We start from the raw sequence: 21,446 nt of genomic DNA, 5'->3' as shown, positions 1-21,446 counted from the left end.
TTCTTATCGCGCCAGTTTATGCAGGATTTCGGTTATCTGCCGATATGTCTCCGCCGTCGGCGCATGCGATGCCTCCACCGAGAAGACCTTGAACGTGTTGTCCGGCGTAGTCGCGTCCGCATCCTTGATCATCCGGTCCTGCAGTGCGAGCGGGATCATCCTGTCCCGCGTGTGCCTGATGTAGACGCGCGGCACCCGTCCCCACGCCTCCTTGTGCCCCCTGGCGTCGGCGCTTCCCACCTGGAGACTCTCATCCGGCAGCAACGTGTTGAGCATGGCCAGCAGCTCGCCCTCGCTCGCCTCGGCCATGAACGCCGCCTTCACCGCGCGCAGAAACTCCCCGTCGTTCGTGCGCCAGTTCACCCGCAGCGCCCCGATCACCGCGGGGTCGGCCACGATGCCCGCCACCACGTTCGCCGCGAGGCTCTCCTTGCCCTCCGGCGTCGACAGATAGTCGTTGGGCGAGCGCAGCCGCGTGCAGCAGAACGCGGTGTCGTAGACGAGCAGGTCGATCAGGTCCGGCACCACGTCCGCCGCCTTCGTGATCGTCGCGCCACCCAGGCTGCCGCCCACCAGGATCACCGGGCCGTGCCCGGAGACGCGGCGCACGGCGTCCACCGTGGCCTCGACATAGTCGTCCAGCGTGACCCCCGCCATCGGCGAGGGCCGCGTGGCCAGCTCCGCCAGGTCCTGCGGCGCCTGGTAGGCGCGGTGAAACTGCTCTTCGGGGCCGTGCCCCGGCAGGCTCACGCCCACGGTGCGGTGACCGCGCAACGTCAGCTCCGGATCGGCCGCGGCCACCCCGTTCGCCCCGGTGACGAAGACATACGTCGCCACCTCCTTGCCGCGCCGCCGGCCGTCACCCCCTCGGCCACCCTGAACGCCCGGAACGCCTCCGGCCCCAACGGCCCCACTCTCGGTCCCGGTGGCCCCGGCGGCCCCGGTCCTGGCGGCCCCGATCCCAGCAATCCCGGTCCCAGCGCCGGCAGCCCCGGATCCAGCTCCGGCGGCCCCGGCAGCGGCAGCGGCGGCCCCGGCTCCCGCGACGGCCGCGTACTGGAACATCTTCCTACGGTTCGGAAAACTCATGACTCGATGTTCGCCCAGGTCAGCGCAGGCCTGCATCGCCCGCCCGGCTCATCGTGCGGTCGATGCCCGTCATCCACCGATCGGTGGATGACGGGCCGGGGTTGAGACCATGAGCCGTTCTCCCGGCCGGGAGCGCTGGGCGTTCCTGGGGCTCGCGTACACGCTGCTAGCCATCTCCGCGACCGCGGCGGCCCTCGCGCACGCCCCCGCCGACGTGGCTCCCTGGCCCGCCGTGCGTTGGCTGGCCGGCCCCCTTGTGACCTGGCTCTCCGAAACAGCCGCCCCAGGAGCCCCGGTATCGCCCTCCACGGTGTCGCCGCCCCCCGGCTGGCCCGTGCCGGACCGGCTCGTGCCCGACCAGTCTGTGCCCGGCTGGCTGCCGACCGGCTGGTCCATGCCTGCCTGGCCAATAGTCGCCCTGGTGGCGGCGGTATGGGTGGCGCCGGTCGCGTGGCTCCACCCGCGCCGCGATCGACGCCGCGTGCTCGTCCTGGCCCATTACCTCGTCCTGGTCCTCCTCGCCGGTGCGCTGATCGTCGCGAGCCCGGCGTTCATCCTGTTCGCCGCCATCGGCTATCCCCTGGCCATCGCCATGCTCCCGGCGCGGCTGGTCATGGCGGGCGTGACGCTCACGGCCGTCGTCAACGTGGCCGCCCAGGCGGGCCGGGGCGGCGGAGCCACGCTGCCCACCGTGCTCGCGGGCGTGGCACTGCCGCTCGTCATCGCCGGCTGGTACGTCGCGGGCGAGCACGACAAGCGCCGCCGCCTGGTCGGGCGCCTCCGTGCCGCCATGGCGGAGAACGCCGACCTGAACGCCAGGCTCCTCGGCCAGGCCCGGAGGGCGGGGATGCTCGACGAGCGGCACCGGGTGGCGGGCGAGATCCACGACACGGTCGCGCAGGACCTCGTCGCCCTGATCGGCCAGCTCGACGCCGCCGAGCGCGTACGCGACGATCCCGCCCGCCGCCGTCACCTCGACCAGGCCGCCGAGCTGGCCCGCCGGAGCCTGTCCGAGGCCCGCAGATCCGTCCGCGCCCTGCATCCGGAGCAGCTGGAGGACGCGAGGCTCCCGGAGGCGGTCACCCGCATGGCCGAGTCGTGGTCGAAGTCGTCCGGGGTCGACCTGACGCTCGAGATCACCGGCACCCCGGTCGCCCTGGCCGCCGATGTGGAGGCCGCCCTGTTCCGCGTCGCCCAGGAGGCTCTGGCCAATGTCGCGAAGCACGCCAGAGCCACGAGAACGGGCCTCACGCTGTCGTACACGGACGAAACCATCCTGCTCGACATTCGCGACAACGGCACGGGCTTCACGCCGCAGGAGCCCGGTGACGGCTTCGGCCTGGACGGGATGCGGCAGCGCGTACGCGGCGTCGGCGGCACCCTCGACATCGAGTCGGAACCGGGCGGAGGCACAGCCGTGGCCGCCGCTGTCCCATCCATCCCCGCCGAGGGCACCTGACGAATCCGCCCCCAAAGTCCGCATCCCCGGACGTCCCTCTTGGATGCTGAGGCTCCAGGAAAGGGCGTGCGCTGGGTAACGGTCGGTTCCGGGGACGGGATGTCGGCAACGGGCGGTGCAGGGGCGTGGGGCGGGCGGTCGCGGTTGATCGCGGTTGCGTCGGGTGGGGAGGTCGGAAACGGCGACGGACGGGAGATTGGCAACAGGTGATGAGGGAGGGCCGATGGCTCGCGATGGGGACCCGGTAACTGGCGGTGGAGGGAGGGCCGGTGGCGGGGGACGGAGGATGGCCCGTGATGGGTGGTGGAGGGGACGGCTGGTGGGTGACCGCGGCTGGACGCCGCCGGGCCAGCCGGAATGAGAGGCTGACAGCACGCGATCGTCTCGCCAGGGGCGGGGCGAACGCCGATGGATGCGCTGATCGTGGACGGTCACTTGGGGAAGGGACGGACGCTGGTGAGGTTGTTGATCGTGGACGACCACCCCATCGTGCGCGACGGGCTGCGTGCGGCGCTCGGCGGGGAGCCCGACTTCGAGATCATCGGTGAGGCGGCCGACGGGGCCACGGCCGTTCGCCTGGCCGATGAACTACGGCCCGACGTCGTGCTCATGGACCTGCGCATGCCGGGCATGGACGGCGTCACCGCCATCCGCCGCCTCAGCGGCACGGGCCCTCGGGTGCTGGTGCTCACGACGTTCGACACCGACGTGCTGCCCGTCCTGGAGGCGGGTGCCACCGGCTACCTGCTCAAGGACGCGCCACCGGAGGAGTTGGTACGCGCCGTCCGGGCCGTCCACCGGGGCGAGACCGTCCTCGCGCCCGCCGCGGCCGGCCGCCTCGCCGACCACCTCCGCAAGCCGTCCAGGGGCCGGCTCAGCAAACGCGAGCTGGACGTGCTCCGGCTCGTGGCGGAGGGGGCGACGAACAAGGAGGCGGCGGCCGACCTGTTCATCAGCGAGGCCAGCGTCAAGACGCACCTCCTGCACATCTACGCCAAACTCGACGTCCGTGACCGCGCGTCCGCCGTGGCCGAGGCCTACCGCCGCGGCCTCCTTCCCCACTGACAGGTCGTCCGGCGGCGGCGATCCCGCTCGCGGAGGTTGATCCGCCGCGGGAAGGAGGGCCGATGGAGGTGACCGGGTTCGCCGTCACAGGCCCGATCTGATGGCCCGATAGTGGTTTGGTTGTGGTCTCCGGGGTGCGGTAGAGTTACCTCCGTTGCCGGGGAGGCCCGGCGCAGCAGCTTGTGGACAGGGTCCCGTCGTCTAGTGGCCCAGGACGCCGCCCTCTCAAGGCGGTAGCGCCGGTTCGAATCCGGTCGGGACTACCACTTGTCACAAGCCCGCGAAGGTCCCGTCGTCTAGTGGCCCAGGACGCCGCCCTCTCAAGGCGGTAGCGCCGGTTCGAATCCGGTCGGGACTACGTCTACACACTTCGCTCCGGCGCCCCTGGGCCCCGGGGCGTTTTCATTTCTCCGAAGGTCGGCTGAGTCGGCGGTGCAGGGATGTCGTCTCGCGCCTCGGTTGACGACTCTCACGGAGCCGGCCCGTAACGGCGCCCGGCCCCGCACACCACACGACCGTCTCCCTGGACAGAGCCCGGCCATGTGCGGCGGGTGGGCCGGCCGCACGGAGCGTAAAGAGGGAAGCGAGAGCGCCACGTGCGGCGGTGGGCTGGCCGTACGGAGCGTAAATGTAAGAAGGACGAGCGCCACGTGCCGAGCAGACGTCAAGATCGACGGGCCCGGCACCGGGCACTGGCAAAATTCGGCGGGATCTGCGGCTACGCGGAGCGGGCTTTGAAGAGGGCGCGGCGGGCGGCCTTGGCGACCTGTTTGTCCGGGTGGACCTGGGAGATCAGGTCGAGCAGCTCCTCCACGTGCGCGTGCGGGATCCGCCAGATCACCTCCAGCAGGTCGTTGACCATCTCGGGCCCGATGTCGCGCAGGCTGCTCACGAACTCCGACCGCCCCAGACCGGCGGAGATCGTCCACATGTCCAGGATCAGCCAGTGGGTGTCGTCCTGGGTGGGTTCGGGGGCGCCTTCCACCTCCAGCTGGCTCAGGTGGGTGGCCGCGTACGGGCGCAGCGAGGGCTGCTTGAGCGCGGCCTGCCAGGCCGGGACGGCGGCCTCGCCCAGCGTGCCGACGACGCTGGCCGCCTGCACCCTGATCAGCGCGTCGCTCTCGTCCTCGGCCGCGGCGTCCAGCAGCTCCTCGGCCGCCTTGCCGGGCTCGCGCAGGCGCATCCAGGCCGCGAACTCCGCGTCGGCCTCCTCCTCGGGCAGCTCGGCGCTGAGCGCCAGCAGCTCGTGGGCGCTCATGGACTCGATCGCGGGCCGCGCGTCCACCTCGATGTCGGAGTCGTCCACCAGGTGCACGACGCCTTCGGTGCCGAGCGGGGTCAGGCGCACGGTGTCGTCGTCGGCCTCGACCATGCCGTAGCCGGTCAGCCAGTCGATCGCGGACGCCAGCGGGTCGTCCGCCGCCTCCCACGCGTCGGCGCCCAGCTCGTCGAGGTCGGCGGCGGCCTCGGCCAGCTCGCGCGCCAGCTCGTCGCGGTCGCGCGAGCCGCCCGCCAGCAGCAGCCGGACCAGCAGGCCGCGCGTCAGGCCGGCCAGCGCCATCGTGAGGTCCTCGTCGTCCAGCTCGGGGTCGCCGTAGTCGACCGAGTGGAGGCCGAGCATCCAGGCGTCGAGCACGTCCTCGTCGTCGTCGAACGGCCACTCGGAGGTGTCGTCCTGCACCGCCACCGTGTTGCCGTCGCCCGGCTGGAGGAACTCCAGGTCGACGGCGAGGTTCCAGATGTTCCACAGCTGCGGGACGGCCTCGGCGATCGGGCCGTCGGTCTCTGGCTTGGGCAGCCCGACGGCCTCCAGCGCCTCCGCCACCTCGGCGTCGGTGAGCAAAGTGTCCTCGCCCACCCGGCGGCCCGAGCCCACCCAGAGGGCGAGGTCGCGGGCCTTGGCGACGAGCGGCGCCTGCCGGGCGGCCTCGGCCAGCTCGGAGTCGGGCCGCAGCCGGATCGTGTCGAGGTCGGCGAGCTCGTCCGCGAACGGCTCGAAATCGCCCAGGTCTCCGACCTCGTCCTCCGCGTCCTCGTCGCCGTCGGCGTCGTCGAGCAGCTCCTCCATGAGGTCGACGAACTCGTCCTCGACGTCGTCCAGCTCGGCCTGCAGATCGGCGAGGGAGTCGGAGCCCTTGGCCAGCCTGCCGGTCTGGGAGAGGAACGTCAGGTACGCGTCCACGGCCGGGAGCATCCCGTCGGCGGCGGCGTCGGGATCCTCCACGACCTTGGGCATGCGATCGAGCAGCAGGTTACGCAGGTCGGCCCGCTTCCACGTGCCGAGATCCTGCGAGAAGGCGAGACGGTGCCACAGTGCGGCGGGCCCCACGAGCTCGGGGTCGCTTCCGGGCGCGTTCGTACGCGCCCACATGATGAACTCTTCGAGCAGGGGTCGCAGCTCAGTGGCGGCTACCTCGATGCGATCTGTCACGCACTCAGGCTAGTGCGCCGAGGAGGCAGTCGGCTCCCCAAATACCTGCTTTCGCCGATCATGACGTGCGGCGCATTGCCTCCGTTATACGCTCGGCGGCCGCCATGACGGGCACCGCGTGGAGCCGGCCCGGCGCGCGGGTGAGCCGCTCGATGGGTCCGGAGACCGAGACGGCCGCGATCACCTTGCCGCCACTGCCCCTTATGGGGGCGGAGACGCTGGCCACGCCCTGCTCGCGTTCGCCGACGCTGTGGGCCCAGCCGCGGCGGCGCACGGAGGCGAGGGTGGCGGCGCTGAACTTGGCGCCGCGCAGCCCGCGGTGGAGGCGGTCGGGCTCCTCCCAGGCGAGCAGGATCTGCGCCGCGGAGCCCGCCGTCATGGGCAGCGCCGAGCCCACCGGCACGGTGTCGCGCAGGCCGCTGGCGCGCTCGGCGGCGGCCACGCAGACGCGCTCGTCGCCCTGGCGGCGGTAGAGTTGCGCGCTCTCCCCGGTGAGATCCCTGAGCTGCATCAACACGGGCGCGGCCACCGCCAGCAATCGGTCCTCGCCGGCCGCGGTGGACAACTCGGAAAGGCGGGGGCCCAGCACGAATCTGCCCTGTGTGTCACGACTCACAATGCGGTGGTGCTCAAGTGCGACGGCCAGCCGATGGGCCGTGGGACGGGCCAGACCGGTGGCCTGGACGAGCTGCGCCAGTGAAGCGGGTCCCGCTTCGAGGGCATTGAGTACAAGAACCGCCTTGTCGAGTACTCCGACTCCGCTAGAGTTGTCCATACACCGATACTGCCGTCTCGACATATGAGAAGGCAAGTCGGAGGCAAACTCCACGAGAGCGATGCGACGGTGCATCGAACAACCAGGAGGAGATCATGGGCCGCACACTGGCCGAGAAGGTCTGGGAGCGACACGTAGTCCGGCGCGCGGAGGGCGAGCCGGACCTGCTCTACATCGACCTGCACCTCATTCACGAGGTGACCAGCCCGCAGGCGTTCGACGGGCTCCGTCTCGCCGGCCGGAAGGTGCGGCGTCCCGAGCTCACGATCGCCACCGAGGACCACAACGTGCCGACCGTGCTGGGGCCGATCTCCGACCCGGTGTCCAAGACGCAGGTCGAGACGCTGCGCAAGAACGCCGCCGAGTTCGGCATCCGCCTCCATCCGATGGGCGACGCCGGTCAGGGCGTGGTGCACATCATCGGCCCGCAGTTCGGGCTGACGCAGCCGGGCATGACGATCGTCTGCGGCGACTCCCACACCTCGACGCACGGCGCGTTCGGCGCCATCGCGTTCGGCATCGGCACCTCCGAGGTCGAGCACGTGCTCGCCACCCAGACGCTGCCCGCCTACCGGCCGAAGACGATGGCCATCGAGGTCTCGGGCGAGCTGCCCACCGGCGTCACGGCCAAGGACCTGATCCTGGCCATCATCGCCAAGATCGGCACCGGCGGCGGGCAGGGCTACATCGTCGAGTACCGCGGCGAGGCCGTCCGCAAGCTCTCCATGGAGGGCCGCATGACGGTCTGCAACATGTCGATCGAGGCGGGCGCCCGCGCCGGCATGATCGCGCCGGACGAGACCACGTTCGCGTACCTGAAAGGCCGCCCCCACGCGCCCGAGGGCGAGGCGTGGGACCAGGCCGTCGAATACTGGAAGTCGCTGCGCACCGACGACGACGCCGTGTTCGACAAGGTGGTGGAGATCGACGCCTCGACGCTGACCCCCTACGTCACGTGGGGCACCAACCCGGGGCAGGGCCTGCCGCTCGGCGACTCCGTGCCGTCCCCCGAGACGTTCTCCGACCCCGTCGCGCGCTCGGCCGCCGAGCGGGCCCTCGAGTACATGGGCCTGACCGCCGGCACGCCGCTGCGCGAGATCGAGGTCGACACGGTGTTCGTCGGCTCGTGCACCAACGGCCGCATCGAGGACCTGCGCTCGGCCGCCGAGATCCTGCGCGGCCGCACCGTGAAGACCCGCACGCTCATCGTGCCCGGCTCGATGCTGGTCAAGCTCCAGGCCGAGCAGGAGGGCCTGCACGAGGTGTTCAAGGCCGCCGGCGCCGAATGGCGCGAGGCCGGCTGCTCGATGTGCCTGGGCATGAACCCCGACACGCTCAAGCCCGGCGAGCGCAGCGCCTCCACCTCCAACCGCAACTTCGAGGGCCGCCAGGGCAAGGGTGGCCGCACCCATCTGGTGTCGCCGCAGGTCGCCGCCGCGACCGCCGTCACCGGCCGCCTCACCGCCCCCGCCGACCTGTAAGGAGAAACCCTGATGGACGCATTCACCACCCACACCGGTACGGCGGTGCCGCTGCGCCGCAGCAACATCGACACCGACCAGATCATCCCGGCCGTCTGGCTCAAGCAGGTCAGCCGCACCGGGTTCGAGAAGGGCCTGTTCTCGGCCTGGCGCGAGGACCCGACCTTCGTGCTGAACGACCCGGCCTACGAGGGCGGCTCCATCCTCGTCTCCGGCCCCGACTTCGGCACCGGCTCCTCACGCGAGCACGCGGTCTGGGCGCTGCAGCAGTACGGGTTCCGCGTCGTGATCGCCGCCCGCTTCGGCGACATCTTCCGCAACAACTCCACGAAGATGGGCCTGCTCCCGGTCGTCCTGCCGGGCGACAAGGTCGAGGCCCTGCAGGCCGCCGTCGAGGCCGACCCCAAGCTCGAGGTCACCGTCGACCTGGCCGGACGCCAGGTCCGCTGGGCCGGCGAGGCCGTCCCGTTCGAGATCGACGACTACACCCGCTGGCGCCTGATGGAGGGGCTCGACGACATCGGGCTGACCCTGCGTCACTCCGACGAGGTGGCGGCGTACGAGAATGGTCGGCAGCCATGGCTGCCGACGACCGTCTAGAAGACGACCTCCAAGAAGACGAACTGGCGCGGCGGTTGCGCGAGGCGCACCGCCGCGTCCGCATGCTCCCATCCGCCGACAAGGCCCGGCTGGGACGCCGATACCTCGCGATCTGCGATCTCGCCAAGCGTGACCGGGAAAGAGCCGCCGCCCGCCTCGATGCCTTTCTGGCGGCTCTCGACACGCCACGTAGTGATGAAAACACGTGTGGTGATTGAGTTCCCTCGCGATCCCGCCTACTTTCGAGCGCGTAAGGGGTTTCTACGTCGAACTCGTGAGCTGGAACCCCGAGCCGTAACTGGGGGAGCAGGACTTTCATGAACAAGCGAGAACTCGTCGAGGCCATCGCGGATCGGGTGGGCGACAGGAAGACGGCCACCGAGGCCGTAAACGCGGTCATCGACACCATCCAGAAAGCCGTGGCGAGCGGTGACAAGGTCTCGATCACGGGCTTCGGCGCGTTCGAGATGGTGAACAAGCCCGCGCGCACGGCCAGGAACCCGTCGACCGGCGCGGAAATCAACGTCGCCGAGAGCTGGGGGCCGAAGTTCCGTCCTGGATCCGACTTCAAGGAGCTGGTGAACGCGGGCGGCAAGAAAATCGGTAAGAAGAAGTAAACCCAGAGCGCTGCACGCCCGGGCCGCCGGCCCGGGCGTTCGCATTTTCCGGTCACGCGCCACGGCCGGACGGAACCGGAGCGCGGTTTCCCGGCTTCCGGCGGACTCCCGCTTCCTGCGGAGTGCGGCGCGCGCGCCGGACGTCACTCCTGGGCGTCCGGCACCGGGAAGGTCGAGAGCGTGATGTAGGTGACCTGCCCGCCCGACACGGCGAGGTTGACCCGCTGCCCGGTGCGCAACAGGCGCAGCGGCCCCGCGTCGAAGGCGGGCGTGCCGAACTCCAGCACCGTCCCGTCGTCGAGGAACACCGTGCCCGACCGTGTGGCCTCGTCGAAGCTGCGTACCGTCCCCTGCACGCAGATCAGCGTAATTGGTTTGCCCCCGCCCGGCGAGACCGCGAGGATCGCGGGTCATGGGTCGGTTGGGGGACTTCGGGCGTTTCGCCTGGGCGAACGGCATCACGCAGACGGGCACCCAGGTCACGGTCGTGGCCCTGCCGCTGGCGGCGCTGCTCACGCTGGACGCCGGAGCCTTCCAGCTCGGCCTGCTGTCGGCGGCGCAGATGCTCGCCTTCCTGCTGATCGGGCTCCCCGCCGGGGTGTGGGTGGACCGGTCGCGGCGCCGCCCGATCCTCATCTGGTCGGACGTCGTGCGCGGCGTGGCGCTGCTGTCGGTCCCGGTGGCGGCCTGGCTCGACATCCTGACGCTGCCGCATCTCTACGCCGTCGCCCTCGTGCTGGGAGTGGGCACGGTCTTCTTCGACATCGCCCACATGAGCTTCCTGCCCGCCATCGTCCCGAAGGAGCGCCTCGAACGGGGCAACAGCGTTCTGGAGGCCACCAGGAACGCCTCGCTGCTCGCGGGGCCGGGCCTCGGCGGCTGGCTGGTGGCCGCGTTGACCGCCCCGATCGCGCTGCTCGCCGACGCCGTCAGCTACCTCGCCTCCGCGCTCCTGCTGTCCCGTGTCCGCGCCGAGGAGCGCCCGCGGCGCCCCGGCGGCCAGGAGTCGCGGGCCGAGGAGCGCCCGCGGCCCCCCGGTGAGCAGGAGTCGCGGGCCGAGGAGCGCCCGCGGCCCCCCGGTGAGCAGGAGTCGCGGGCCGAGGAGCCCGCAGCGCCCCGCCCCGGCGCGCGGAGGGTGCGCGCCGAGGTGGCGGAGGGCGTCAGGTTCGTGGCGGGGGAGCCGGTGCTGCGCAGGATCGCGGTCTGCGGCGCGCTCGTCATGGTCGCCAACAGCATCTCCACCGTCGGCCTCCCGCTCTACCTGGTAGAACAGCTCGGCGTCAGCTCCGCCCAGTACGGGCTGCTGCTGTCGGCCGCGGCCGTCGGCTCGCTCGTGGGCGCCGCGCTGGTGGCCCCTCTCACGGCCCGCTTCGGCACCGGCCGCACCCTGTACGGGGCCGCCGTCCTGGCGAGCGTGCTCTACCTGCCCGCGCTGGCGACGGGCCCCGGCTGGCGGCTGCTGCTCCTGCCGCTGGCCTCGTCGCTGTTCGGGGTGGCGAGCTCAGTCTTCGGCGTCGCCCAGCTCAGCTACCGCCAGCGCATCACGCCCGCCCGTCTGCTCGGCCGGGTCAACGCCAGCATGCGCTTCCTGATGTGGGGCGCCTTCCCGCTGGGCGGGCTGGCCGGCGGCGCGCTGGGGGAGTGGCTCGGCGGCTACGCGGTCTTCGCCGCGGGCGTGACCCTGATGGGCCTCTCCCACCTGGCGGTGGTGACCTTCCCGGCCCTCCTCAAGGCACGGACCACCGTTGACGAAGGCACGACGCCCGTCTCATGAGGCGAGCCCATGGGTCGGGCTCATGAAGAGGGCCACAGCTCGGCGACCACCGCCGCCGTGCGCGGCCCGAGCCCCAGCGCCATGGCCGCGCGCAGGTCGTCGGGGGTGTCCACGTCCCGCCGTACGGACTCGATGCCCGGCACGCACAGCTCCTTGGCCCCGCCCGCCAGGTGCTTGGCCCGCGACTCCCCGCCGAACCTCGGCGTGAACGGCAGCCCCGCGCGCACCCCGTAGAAGGTCGTCCCGACGTCGAGCGCGTCCGGCACGAACGCCTGGTCGAACTCGGCCGCCGCCGCCAGCGCCAGCCCCAGCTCCGCCGGGCGCAGGGCGGGCAGGTCGGCCTGGAGTGCCCCCACCGGGTCGCCGGGCGCGACGCGTACGGCATGGGCGGCGCCGGTGCGCAGGGCGGTGTTCAGGCCGCGGTCGGGATCGGGCACCACCTCGGCGCCCAGCGCGCCCAGCGGCCCCGCGGCGGCGGGGTCGGCCGTCACCACGATGACCCGGGCGACCTCGGCGCACGAGAGCGCCGCCGCCACGGTGTCGCCGGCCACGGCCACGGCCAGCCGGGTGCGGTGCGGCCCCGTCGCCGCGGCCAGTCTTGTCTTCGCGGCGACCAGCGTTTTCACCGGGATCACCAGCGACCAGCGGATGCTCATAGTCTTAAGGATCCCGCCTCGACATCCCGCGCGCCCAACCGGGAGACTTGGGGCGCATCCCGTACGTGTTGGAGGAGACCATGAGCGGCCCCACGAGACCATCGCGTTTCTGGGAAACCCTGGCGGTAGTCGTCGTGAAGCCCCTGTCCCGGCTCCTGGTCAAGAGAGACTGGCGGCGTGGGGACCGCATCCCGCGCACCGGCGGTGTGATCATCGCGGCCAATCACCTCTCCTGGGCCGACCCGGTCCTGCTGTCCCACTTTCTCTACAACAACGGCCGCTGGCCGGTCATCCTGGCCAAGTCCGCGCTGTTCAAGGTGCCGCTCCTCGGCCGGGCCGTGTCGGAGCTGCTCGCCATCCCGGTCTACCGGGGCAGCAGCGAGGCCGCCAGGTCGCTGCAGGTGTCGGCGCAGCGGCTCAAGGACGGTGGCGCGATCCTGTTCTACCCGGAGGGCACGTGCACCCGCGATCCGGACCTGTGGCCCATGGTGGGCAAGACGGGCGCGGCCCGGCTCGCCCTGGAGAGCGGCGCGCAGGTCATCCCGGTGGCCCACTGGGGCGCGCATGAGCTGCTGCCGTACGGGGAGAAGAAGCCGAGGCTGTTCCCGCGCAAGACGTTCCGCGTGACGGTGGGGCCGCCGGTGGACCTGTCGAAGTACGCGGGCATGCCGCCGCACGCGAGCGTGTTGCGCGATGCGACGGCCGACATCATGGCGGCCATCACCGCGCAGCTGGCCGAGCTGCGCGGCGAGCAGGCGCCCGAGACTCCCTACGACCCGGCCGGGCGGTGATGGCATGACGAAGGTGGCCGTTTTCGGCACGGGTTCGTGGGGCACCACGTTCGCGATGATCCTGGCGGAGGCCGGCAACGAGGTCACGCTGTGGGGCCGCAGGCGGGAGCTGGTCGAGGCGATCGACCGCGACCACGCCAACCCCGACTACCTGCCGGGCATCCCCCTGCCCGCCACCCTGCGCGCCACGACCGACCCGGCGCGGGCGCTCGCCGGGGCCGAGTTCGTGGTGCTGGCCGTCCCGGCGCAGCAGTTGCGGCCCAACCTGGCCGCCTGGCGCGAGCACATCCCGCGCGACGCGGTCCTGGTGAGCCTCATGAAGGGCATCGAGCTGGGCACGACCAAGCGGATGAGCGAGGTGATCCGCGAGGTCGCCGAGGTTCCGGAGGAGCGGGTCGCGGTGGTCTCGGGCCCCAACCTGGCCCCGGAGATCGCCGAACGCCAGCCCGCCGCCACGGTCGTGGCGTGCACCGACGAGTCGGTCGCCGCCCGGCTCCAGGCGATCTGCCACCTGCCGCCGTGGTTCCGCCCGTACACCAACCCCGACGTGGTCGGCGTCGAGCTGGGCGGCGCGGTGAAGAACGTGATCGCCCTGGCCGTGGGCGTCTCGGCGGGCATGGGCATGGGCGACAACGTCAGCGCCATGCTCATCACCAGGGGGCTGGCCGAGATCTCCCGCCTCGGGGCCGCGCTCGGGGCCGACCCTCACACGTTCGCCGGGCTCGCAGGCATGGGTGATCTCGTCGCCACCTGCACCTCGCCGCTGTCACGCAACCGCACCTTCGGCGAGAACCTCGGCAGGGGCATGACCCTCGCCGAGGCCGTGGCCGCCACCAAGCAGACCGCGGAGGGCGTCAAGTCCTGCGAGTCCGTGCTGGAGCTGGCCAGGAAGCACGACGTCGAGATGCCGATCACCGAGGTCGTGGTCGGCGTCGTCCACGACGGCCTGTCACCGGCCGAGGCGGGCATGCTGCTGATGTCCCGATCGCCCAAGCCCGAGCGCTACGGCGTCTGAAAGCGCCACGACGGCCAAGAATGACCTGATTACGGCGTGCTCGGCTCGCTGTGCCCCGGACACCCCGGTAGATTCGGACACCATGAGCAAGCCACGCGTCGCCGTCGTTTTCGGAGGCCGCAATTCCGAGCACGCCGTGTCCCTGATGGGCGCGGGCAGCGTGCTGGGTGCGATCGACAGGAGCAAGTACGAGGTGATCCCCATCGGGATCGCCCAGGACGGCAGGTGGGTGCTGGCGGCCTCCGACCAGCGGTACGCCATCGAGTCGGGCGAGCTGCCGGTCGTCGACACCTCGGGCGCGGCGCTGGCGCTGCCCTCCGGCGGGACCTCGCTGGTGGCGTACGACCCCGGCAGCATCCCCGTGGAGCTCGGCACGGTGGACGTGGTCTTCCCCGTGATGCACGGGCCGTTCGCCGAGGACGGCACGATCCAGGGGCTGCTGGAGATGGCGGGGGTCCGCTATGTCGGCTCCGGCGTGCTGGCCAGCGCCGTGGGCATGGACAAGGCCCACATGAAGACCGTGATGGCCGCCGCGGGCCTGCCGACGGGCCGCTACGTCGTCGTGCGCGACCGCGACTGGCGGGTCGACCGCGCCCGCGTGCTCAAGGAGGCGGAGGCGCTCGGCTGGCCGGTGTTCGTCAAGCCCGCCAGGGCCGGCTCGTCGCAGGGCATCTCCAAGGCCCACGACCTGGGGGAGCTGGAGGCGGCCGTCGAGTTCGCCCGGCAGCACGACCCCAAAGTGATCGTCGAGGCGGCGATCGCGGGCCGCGAGATCGAGTGCGCGGTGCTGGAGTCGCTCGGCGACGACCCGGCGGTGGCCTCGCTGCCCGGCGAGGTGCGGGTCGAGGGCGGCCAGGAGTTCTTCGACTTCGAGGCGAAGTACTACCCCGACCAGATGTCGCTCACCGTGCCCGCGGACCTGCCCGAGGAGACGACGGCGGAGCTGCGGGCGATGGCCGTGCGCGCGTTCGAGTCGCTCGACTGCGAGGGTCTGGCGCGGGTCGACTTCTTCTACACGCCCGACGGAAAGCTGATCTTCAACGAGATCAACACCATGCCCGGGTTCACCTCGCTGTCGGTGGCGCCGCAGCTGTGGGCCGCGTCCGGCCTCGACTACCCGGCGCTGGTCGACCGGCTCATCCAGCTCGCGCTGTCACGCCAGGCCGGGCTGCGTTGACCGCTCAGCGCGCCGGCGTCGAGATCTGGGCGATCGGCTTCGACAGGTCCGTGAGCACGGCGCCGGGCACGTGCTCGCCGCCGATCGTGACCTCCACGTAGGCCGTGTCCGTCACCGCGGTGAACAGGGTGGGCCTGTCCGGATCGGCGAACCAGCCCACCCCGCCGACCTCCTGGAGCCGGTCGGTCGGGGCCATCCTGGCGGGCCTGGGCACGCCGCAGCGCAGCGCGATGCTCGCGTCGCCCCAGACGGCAACGTACGGCGACTCGGGCGTGGACGTGCCGCGCCGCCCGCCGTCGAGCGTCTGCGGCAGCAGCGTCGCCAGCTTGTCGCAGGCCGCCACCGCCTCGCCCTCCGGCTTGGGCGGATCCACCCGTACGGTGCCGGAGCACCCGGCGAGCACGAGGAGAACGAGCAGGACGGCGGCGGCACGCATCGAACGACTACCTTCAGATGTGGACGATCGGACACGTCAGAGTACGTGTGATTCCCTCCACGCCCTGAATCTGCGCCACCACGAGCTTGCCCAGCTCGTCGACGTTGTTGGCCTCCGCGCGCACGATCACGTCGTAAGGCCCCGTCACGTCTTCCGCCTGAGTGACGCCGGGGATCCCGGAGATCTCCTGAGCCACGGCAGCGGCCTTGCCGACCTCGGTCTGAATAAGGATGTAGGCCTGCACCATCACGTCCTCCCAGGCGATTGGATCACGCCGAAGGGCCACCGTACCCTGTGTGCGTCAGGAGGTGCGTCATCACAGTCGGAGATCTCGGCGAGTTCGGAGTGGTAAATCGTATTACCGGACGTCTGCCCCAGGGTGCGGCGGTGATGCTCGGCCCGGGTGACGACGCCGCCGTCATCGGCGCGTCCGACGGCCGTGTCGTGGTCTCAACGGATGTGCTGATCGAGCGTAGGCACTTCCGCCGCGATTGGTCCAGCGGCTATGACGTGGGACGCAAGGCCGCTGCCCAGAACCTGTCCGACGTGGCCGCCATGGGCGCCGTGCCGACCGCCGTCGTGGTCGGGCTCGGGATCCCGGCCGACCTGCCCCTGGCCTGGCTGGACGACCTGACGGACGGGTTCCGCGACGAGTGCGCGGTGGTCGGGGCGAGCGTGGCGGGAGGCGACGTCACCAAGTGCGACCTGGTCGTCATCGGGGTGACCGCGCTGGGCGACCTGCGCGGACGGGCGCCCGTGAAGCGGTCGGGGGCCCGGCCGGGGCAGGTGGTGGCGGTGGCCGGCCGGCTGGGGTACGCCGCCGCCGGGTGGGCGCTGCTGGAGTCCGGCGTGCCGATCGGTCCTGTCCTGGAGGAGGCGGTGGCAGCGCACCGGCGTCCCGCCCCGCCGTACGCGATGGGGCCTGAGGCGGCCGAGCTGGGCGCGAGCGCGATGCTGGACGTCAGCGACGGGCTGCTGCAGGACCTCGGCCACATCGCGGAGGCCAGCGGCGTGCGCGTCGAGCTGGATCCGCGGGCCTTCACGGTGGGGGAGCCCGTGGCGGTGGCGGCCAAGGAGTTGGGGGCCGACCCGCTGGAGTGGGTGCTCACCGGCGGTGAGGATCACGCGCTCGCCGCGGTCTTCCCTCCGGACGTGCGGTTGCCGCCGTCGTGGCAGGTCGTGGGCCGGGTGGTCGAGGGCGAGGGCGTCGTGGTCCACGGGCGCGAGATCGGGCGGCGAGGATGGGATCACTTTCGGTGACAAGATGTCCCGATTTGCGTTAACTTTTCCCGTTTTAGGGTGGGACTACGGGGATTACTGTGACAACGGCGTAGTGAAGGTGTTATGAAGATTGGCGGCCACTGTAACCGCGAGGGAGGGCAGCCATGGGCCGCCACGGCACAGGTGGATCCGACGATGGGGATGAACGGGGGAACCACAGCGCATTCTGGGGTCCTGACGAGGAGGTAGAGCCGCCGGGCTGGCCTTCCTTGCCGGACGCGCCCGAGGTGACGGGCCAGTGGGCTCCCATGCCCCGGCGCCCCGACGGACCACCGCCCAACCGGCCTCAGTCCGAGCCGTTCGAGACCACCGGGGCCTTCGCGGTGCCCGGCGACCCCGCCGGAGGCTTCCCCCGCGACTCCGCGCGCGTCTTTCCGCCGTCCGTCCCGGGAGAGGAGGCGGGGCCGTTCGAGACGACGGGCGCCTTCGCCCGTCCTCCGGAGTGGGGCGCCCCCAGCGACCGCTCAGGACCGCCTTCCGGCCCTTTCAACCAGGCGAACGGACCTTTCGAGCAGCCGGACGGGCCGTTCGACCGGCCCGGACCCTTCGAGGAGCCCGGCCGGTTCGACGCGCCGGGGCGGTTCGACGCACCGGCTGAGCGCACCGCCTTCTTCGACCGCCCCGCCGAGCGCACGGCGTTCTTCGACGGCCCCGACGCGCCCGGTGGCGTGTTCGGCGGCCCTGACGGGCGTGACATGCCCGGTGGCGCCTTCGGCGGCGCGCCCGGTGACCCCGCGGGGCCCGGTGACCGTACCGGCAGGTTCGACGTCCCCATGTCGCCGGGACCGCCCGAGCCCGGGGACGTCAAGGTGGCCGGGGAGCCGACCGCCGCGCACGCGCCCGCCTGGGCGAACACCGAGACCGCCTTCCTCGGCTCCGGCTGGTCGTCCGACTCCGGGTTCGACGAGCCGGACGAGCCCAAGCGCCGCCGCCGCAAGGGCGGCCAGGACGACGTGCTCTCCGCGCCCACCTCCGGCGGCGGCAAGGGCCGCGTCGCGCTGCTGTCGGTCGCGGCCGTGGCCGTCGTGCTCGGCGGCACCGTGGCGGGCGTCAAGTTCATGAGCAAGTCGGGCGGCCCGTCCGAGTGCACCGGTACGTCCTGCGCCGTGGCCCAGGCGACCAACCAGCCGGGCCCCGAGGTCAGTCAGCCGAGCGAGGAGGCGAGCGAGCCCGAGGAGGAGCCGACCGAGGAGCCGGAGGAGGAGACCAAGCCCTCCCGCACCCCGACTCCCACGGCCACCTACGGCGCCCGCACGCCGCGCCGTACCCAGTCCTCGACGCCTACGCCGACCAAGACCAGGGTGAAGAAGGCGTCCAAGGCGCCGGAGGAGGAGCCGACGGACGATCCAGCGCCGCCGGTCGAGGAGAGCCCGTCCGAGTCCCCGTTCGACGAGCCGTCCACGCTGGACGACTCCGACACGGGAGGCGCGCCCACCAGCGGCGCGACTCCGGCCCCCACGAACTCGGGAACCGCCGGCACCGGCGGCTCCGGGGCCGGCGTGGGCTCGATGGCCGTCCAGCAGTCCATCAAGCAGCGCGTGCTCACCTACCAGGCCGAGATGACGCTCAAGAACACCTCGGCGAGGACGCTCGACAGCCCGACCGTCTCCGTCCCGGTCGAGGGCAGGGTCATGAGCGTGAGCGGCGCCGACTGGACGCAGGACGGTGATCTGCTGATCCTCGACCTGTCGGCGACCCTGTCGGCGGGCGACTCGGTCAAGGTGGCGTTCACCGCCACCGGCCGGGGCGAGAAGGCCGCGAACTGCGGGATGGTCAGCGGGGAGTGCGCCGTCAGCTGAGTGGTTGGATAGGGGACATGACGGATTCGACCCCTCCTCGCGTCCTCACCGTCGCCGGCTCCGACTCCGGCGGCGGCGCGGGCATCCAGGCCGACCTGAAGACCATGATGGCCCTGGGCGTCCACGGCATGAGCGTCATCGCCGCGGTGACGGCCCAGAACTCCCTGGGCGTCCAGGGTTACTGGGAGCTGCCGCCTGAGGCCGTACGGGCTCAGCTGGACTCGGTCCTCGGCGACATCGGCGCGCAGGCGGTCAAGACCGGCATGCTGGCCTCTCCCGTCCTCGTCGAGACGGTGGCCGGGGCGCTCGGCCCGTACCCCGCCCCGGTGGTCGTGGACCCGGTCGGGGTGTCCAAGCACGGCGACTCGCTGCTCGCGCCCGAGGCCGTCGAGACGGTGCGGGCCCTGCTGCTGCCCGTGGCCACCGTGGTGACGCCGAACCTGTGGGAGGTGGAGCAGCTCACCTCGGTGAAGGTCGAGGACGAGAGCGGGCTGCGCCGGGCCGCCGACGCCATCCTCGAACTGGGCCCCGCCTGGGCGCTGATCAAGGGCGGCCACCTGCCCGGGGCGCCCGTGGACCTGCTCACGGACGGCACCAGCGAGTACCGCTTCACCGCCGAACGCCACGACAACCGCCACACCCACGGCACGGGCTGCACCCTGGCCTCCGCTATTGCCTCCCGGCTGGCGCTCGGGGACGAGGTGTCGGAGGCGGTGAGGCAGGCGAAGGAGTACGTGACGGGCGCCATCGCCCGCGGCTTCCCTCTGGGCGCCGGCATCGGCCCGGTGGACCACGCCTGGCGCTGGCGCTGACCTGACGCCTGGGCTGTGCCTGGGCCTGGGCCTGGGCCTGGGGCGCCGCCGTCGCGGATCAGCCTGGGGAGAACGCGCAAGCCCGCCGCTCCGGTGGAGCGACGGGCTTGCGGAAAGGCGTGGTCAGCGGGTGACCTTACCCGCCTTGATGCACGAGGTGCACACGTTGAGCTTCTTCGGCGTGCCGCCGATGACCGCGCGGACCGTCTGGATGTTGGGGTTCCAGCGACGGCGGGTGCGGCGGTGCGAGTGGGACACGTTGTTGCCGAAGGTCGGGCCCTTGCGGCAGACATCGCAGACGGAAGCCACGGTTCGCTCCTTAAAACAGTCGATGTAGCCCTGTCCGCTGATGCTTTCCGGGCGGAGGGCATGCCGGGACAACCGGCTAGCCAGACGAGAATATCCGATCCGCACCGGTGGGCGCGAACCGGAACGCTGGACCGGTGGTCCGGCGGCGATATCCTCCATCGGCAACGGTAGCGCATCCCGGCCGGGAGGTCGGCCGGGGGCGCTCGGGTCGGGGGAAGAAGCCGGAGGGCGCAGATGGAGATCCTCGACCCGCCCGCGGTGCGGCGCTGGGCCCGCCTGGCCGCCGACGTGCTCGGCCGGGCAAGGACGGAGATCGACGCGCTCAACGTCTTCCCGGTCGCCGACGGCGACACCGGCACCAACCTGCACCTGACGATGCTGTCCGCGGCCGAGGCCGTCGAGTCGCTGCCCGACGAGGTGGACGCGGCCGTGGTGTGGCAGACGCTCGCGTACGGCGCCCTGGTGGGGGCGCGCGGCAACTCCGGGGTGATCGTCAGCCAGGCCCTGCGCGGCCTGGCGGAGGTGCTGAAGGACGGCCCCGACCTGCGGGCCGGGCTGCTCAGGGCCGCCGTGCTGGCCAGGGAGGCGGTGGCCAGGCCGGTCGAGGGCACGGTGCTGAGCGTGCTGGAGTCCGCCGCGCGCGCCGTCCAGGACGTGGACGGGGGCGACCTGCGCGAGGTGGCGCGGCAGGCGGCCGGCGAGGCGCGGGTGGCGCTGGGCCGCACGCCGGGCCAGCTGGAGGTGCTGGCCCGAAGCGGCGTGGTGGACGCGGGCGGCGTGGGGGCGGCGATCGTGCTGGAGACCCTGGCCTCCGTGATCACCGGCTCCGCCCCCGGCCACTACGAGGTGCCGGCGCCGAGCTCGCGGGTCGCGCCGATGGCCGAGGTGGGGGCGGGATACGAGGTGATGTACCTCCTGGACGCCGACGACGCCGCGGTGGCCGCGCTGCGCGAGGAGCTCGACGCCATGGGCGACTCGCTGGTCGTCGTCGGGGGCGAGGGCCTGTGGAACGTGCACGTCCACGTGCCCGAGGCCGGGCCCGCGGTGGAGGCCGGCGTGCGGGCGGGCCGGCCGCACCGGATCAGGATCACGTACCTGGCCGAGCGCACGCACCGCGGCAGCGCGGGCAGGGGCGTGGTGGCGGTGGCGGCGGGCGACGGGATCGCGGCGCTGTTCGAGGAGTGCGGCGCGGTCGTGGTACGCCGCGCGCCCGGCACGCGGCCCACGCTGCCCGCCGTGCTGGCCGCGATCAGGCAGGCGGGCGACGAGGTCGCGGTCCTGCCGAACGACGAGGGCGTCAGGTCCGTCGCCGCCGCGGCCGCGGAGATCGCCCGCGAGGACGGGGTCACGGTCAGCGTGCTGCCCACGGAGGCGACCGTGCAGGGGCTGGCGGCGCTGGCCGTGCACGACCCGCTGCGCCGCTTCGACGACGACGTGGTGGCGATGGCCGACGCCGCGGGGCACACGAGGTACGGGCACGTGACGGTGGCCGACCGGGAGGCGGTCACGAGCGCCGGGCTGTGCCGCCCCGGCGACGTGCTGGGCCTGATCGACGGGGACGTCGCGGTGATCGGCGACTCGCTCGACCGCGTGGCCACCCTGGTCGTGGACCGGATGGTGGCGGGCGGCGGCGAGCTGGTGACGCTGGTCACGGGCTCGCAGGCGCCGCCCGGGCTCGCGGAGCGGCTGGAGGAGCACCTGGTACGCACGCGGCCCGGCGTGGATCTGGCCGCGTACGACGGCGAGCAGGGCGGCTACCCGCTCCTGATCGGCGTGGAATGACCGGCCGGGGTGACGGCGCGGGGTGACGGCGCGGAGTGACGGCGCGGGGTGACGGCGCGGAGTGACGGCGCGGAGTGACGGCGCGGCCGGGTTCGCG

General features: G+C 72.2%; 22 protein-coding genes and 2 tRNA genes. 16 read left to right on the top strand and 8 right to left on the bottom strand.

The window, feature by feature from the left end:
* Window positions 1-3 precede the first annotated feature (3 nt).
* Window positions 4-837, bottom strand: coding sequence for an alpha/beta fold hydrolase (locus tag FH608_RS20675; RefSeq protein ID WP_226899724.1), 834 nt, complete (start codon window positions 835-837; stop codon window positions 4-6).
* Window positions 838-1,198: 361 nt separating this feature from the next.
* On the opposite strand from FH608_RS20675, the gene FH608_RS20670 reads away from it, so the two are divergent.
* From FH608_RS20670 to FH608_RS20655, 4 genes are all read left to right on the top strand, one after another.
* Window positions 1,199-2,548, top strand: a complete 1,350-nt coding sequence (locus tag FH608_RS20670; protein ID WP_139632187.1) for a sensor histidine kinase — start codon at window positions 1,199-1,201, stop codon at window positions 2,546-2,548.
* Window positions 2,549-3,001: 453 nt separating this feature from the next.
* The gene (locus FH608_RS20665; RefSeq protein ID WP_193318546.1) at window positions 3,002-3,613 is read left to right on the top strand and encodes a response regulator; all 612 of its coding nucleotides are present in this window, start codon (window positions 3,002-3,004) and stop codon (window positions 3,611-3,613) included.
* Window positions 3,614-3,803: 190 nt separating this feature from the next.
* Window positions 3,804-3,879, top strand: a tRNA-Glu gene (locus FH608_RS20660).
* Window positions 3,880-3,898: 19 nt separating this feature from the next.
* Window positions 3,899-3,971 (top strand) — tRNA-Glu (locus FH608_RS20655).
* 360 nt (window positions 3,972-4,331) lie between these two features.
* On the opposite strand, the gene FH608_RS20650 is transcribed toward FH608_RS20655, so the two are convergent.
* Entirely contained in the window at window positions 4,332-6,044 is a 1,713-nt protein-coding gene (locus FH608_RS20650; protein ID WP_139632185.1) for a hypothetical protein, read from the bottom strand.
* A gap of 58 nt (window positions 6,045-6,102) precedes the next feature.
* Window positions 6,103-6,819 (bottom strand): IclR family transcriptional regulator, encoded by a 717-nt coding sequence (locus FH608_RS20645; protein WP_139632184.1) that lies wholly within the window; start codon window positions 6,817-6,819, stop codon window positions 6,103-6,105.
* 95 nt (window positions 6,820-6,914) lie between these two features.
* Between FH608_RS20645 and leuC the strand changes: the two genes are divergently transcribed.
* From leuC to FH608_RS20625, 4 genes are all read left to right on the top strand, one after another.
* Window positions 6,915-8,300 (top strand): 3-isopropylmalate dehydratase large subunit, encoded by a 1,386-nt coding sequence (leuC, locus tag FH608_RS20640; protein WP_139632183.1) that lies wholly within the window; start codon window positions 6,915-6,917, stop codon window positions 8,298-8,300.
* A 12-nt stretch (window positions 8,301-8,312) separates the two neighbouring features.
* A complete protein-coding gene (gene leuD, locus FH608_RS20635; protein WP_139632182.1) occupies window positions 8,313-8,900 on the top strand; it encodes a 3-isopropylmalate dehydratase small subunit in 588 nt (195 codons plus the stop codon).
* Window positions 8,879-9,118 (top strand): SCO5555 family protein, encoded by a 240-nt coding sequence (locus FH608_RS20630; protein WP_139632181.1) that lies wholly within the window; start codon window positions 8,879-8,881, stop codon window positions 9,116-9,118. The genes leuD and FH608_RS20630 overlap by 22 nt, the downstream gene beginning before the upstream one ends.
* A gap of 99 nt (window positions 9,119-9,217) precedes the next feature.
* The gene (locus FH608_RS20625; protein WP_139632180.1) at window positions 9,218-9,517 is read left to right on the top strand and encodes an HU family DNA-binding protein; all 300 of its coding nucleotides are present in this window, start codon (window positions 9,218-9,220) and stop codon (window positions 9,515-9,517) included.
* Between the two features lie 143 nt (window positions 9,518-9,660).
* Here the strand turns inward: FH608_RS20625 and FH608_RS20620 are convergent, their stop codons facing one another.
* Complete coding sequence (locus tag FH608_RS20620; protein ID WP_139632179.1) at window positions 9,661-9,873, bottom strand: hypothetical protein; 213 nt, start codon at window positions 9,871-9,873, stop codon at window positions 9,661-9,663.
* A gap of 56 nt (window positions 9,874-9,929) precedes the next feature.
* Here FH608_RS20620 and FH608_RS20615 point away from each other — a divergent pair, with 56 nt between their 5' ends.
* A complete protein-coding gene (locus FH608_RS20615; RefSeq protein WP_139632178.1) occupies window positions 9,930-11,291 on the top strand; it encodes an MFS transporter in 1,362 nt (453 codons plus the stop codon).
* A 20-nt stretch (window positions 11,292-11,311) separates the two neighbouring features.
* Here FH608_RS20615 and cofC read toward each other — a convergent pair whose 3' ends face one another.
* Complete coding sequence (gene cofC / locus FH608_RS20610; RefSeq protein ID WP_139632177.1) at window positions 11,312-11,947, bottom strand: 2-phospho-L-lactate guanylyltransferase; 636 nt, start codon at window positions 11,945-11,947, stop codon at window positions 11,312-11,314.
* 134 nt (window positions 11,948-12,081) lie between these two features.
* Here cofC and FH608_RS20605 point away from each other — a divergent pair, with 134 nt between their 5' ends.
* The 3 genes from FH608_RS20605 (at window position 12,082) to FH608_RS20595 (ending at window position 14,930) form a co-directional block, all read left to right on the top strand.
* Window positions 12,082-12,738, top strand: coding sequence for a lysophospholipid acyltransferase family protein (locus tag FH608_RS20605; protein ID WP_226899723.1), 657 nt, complete (start codon window positions 12,082-12,084; stop codon window positions 12,736-12,738).
* Between the two features lie 4 nt (window positions 12,739-12,742).
* The gene (locus FH608_RS20600) at window positions 12,743-13,753 is read left to right on the top strand and encodes an NAD(P)H-dependent glycerol-3-phosphate dehydrogenase (RefSeq protein ID WP_139632175.1); all 1,011 of its coding nucleotides are present in this window, start codon (window positions 12,743-12,745) and stop codon (window positions 13,751-13,753) included.
* An 82-nt stretch (window positions 13,754-13,835) separates the two neighbouring features.
* The gene (locus FH608_RS20595) at window positions 13,836-14,930 is read left to right on the top strand and encodes a D-alanine--D-alanine ligase family protein (RefSeq protein WP_139632174.1); all 1,095 of its coding nucleotides are present in this window, start codon (window positions 13,836-13,838) and stop codon (window positions 14,928-14,930) included.
* Between the two features lie 4 nt (window positions 14,931-14,934).
* Here the strand turns inward: FH608_RS20595 and FH608_RS20590 are convergent, their stop codons facing one another.
* On the bottom strand, window positions 14,935-15,366 hold the full coding sequence (locus FH608_RS20590; RefSeq protein WP_139632173.1) for a DUF3515 domain-containing protein: 432 nt from the start codon (window positions 15,364-15,366) through the stop codon (window positions 14,935-14,937).
* 13 nt (window positions 15,367-15,379) lie between these two features.
* Window positions 15,380-15,613: an Lrp/AsnC family transcriptional regulator gene (locus tag FH608_RS20585; protein ID WP_090760425.1), complete on the bottom strand. Its 234-nt coding sequence runs from the start codon at window positions 15,611-15,613 to the stop codon at window positions 15,380-15,382.
* Between the two features lie 47 nt (window positions 15,614-15,660).
* On the opposite strand from FH608_RS20585, the gene FH608_RS20580 reads away from it, so the two are divergent.
* The 3 genes from FH608_RS20580 (at window position 15,661) to thiD (ending at window position 19,258) form a co-directional block, all read left to right on the top strand.
* Window positions 15,661-16,626 (top strand): thiamine-phosphate kinase, encoded by a 966-nt coding sequence (locus tag FH608_RS20580; RefSeq protein ID WP_226899722.1) that lies wholly within the window; start codon window positions 15,661-15,663, stop codon window positions 16,624-16,626.
* Between the two features lie 269 nt (window positions 16,627-16,895).
* On the top strand, window positions 16,896-18,446 hold the full coding sequence (locus FH608_RS20575) for a hypothetical protein (RefSeq protein ID WP_139632172.1): 1,551 nt from the start codon (window positions 16,896-16,898) through the stop codon (window positions 18,444-18,446).
* 17 nt (window positions 18,447-18,463) lie between these two features.
* Window positions 18,464-19,258: a bifunctional hydroxymethylpyrimidine kinase/phosphomethylpyrimidine kinase gene (gene thiD / locus FH608_RS20570; protein ID WP_139632171.1), complete on the top strand. Its 795-nt coding sequence runs from the start codon at window positions 18,464-18,466 to the stop codon at window positions 19,256-19,258.
* A 123-nt stretch (window positions 19,259-19,381) separates the two neighbouring features.
* On the opposite strand, the gene rpmB is transcribed toward thiD, so the two are convergent.
* A complete protein-coding gene (gene rpmB / locus FH608_RS20565) occupies window positions 19,382-19,567 on the bottom strand; it encodes a 50S ribosomal protein L28 (RefSeq protein ID WP_049556934.1) in 186 nt (61 codons plus the stop codon).
* 234 nt (window positions 19,568-19,801) lie between these two features.
* Between rpmB and FH608_RS20560 the strand changes: the two genes are divergently transcribed.
* Entirely contained in the window at window positions 19,802-21,349 is a 1,548-nt protein-coding gene (locus FH608_RS20560; RefSeq protein ID WP_139632170.1) for a DAK2 domain-containing protein, read from the top strand.
* Window positions 21,350-21,446: the final 97 nt, after the last annotated feature.

This window comes from Nonomuraea phyllanthi (assembly GCF_006334985.2).
GTDB lineage: Bacteria > Actinomycetota > Actinomycetes > Streptosporangiales > Streptosporangiaceae > Nonomuraea > Nonomuraea phyllanthi.
This window is presented reverse-complemented; position numbering and strand designations above follow the sequence as displayed.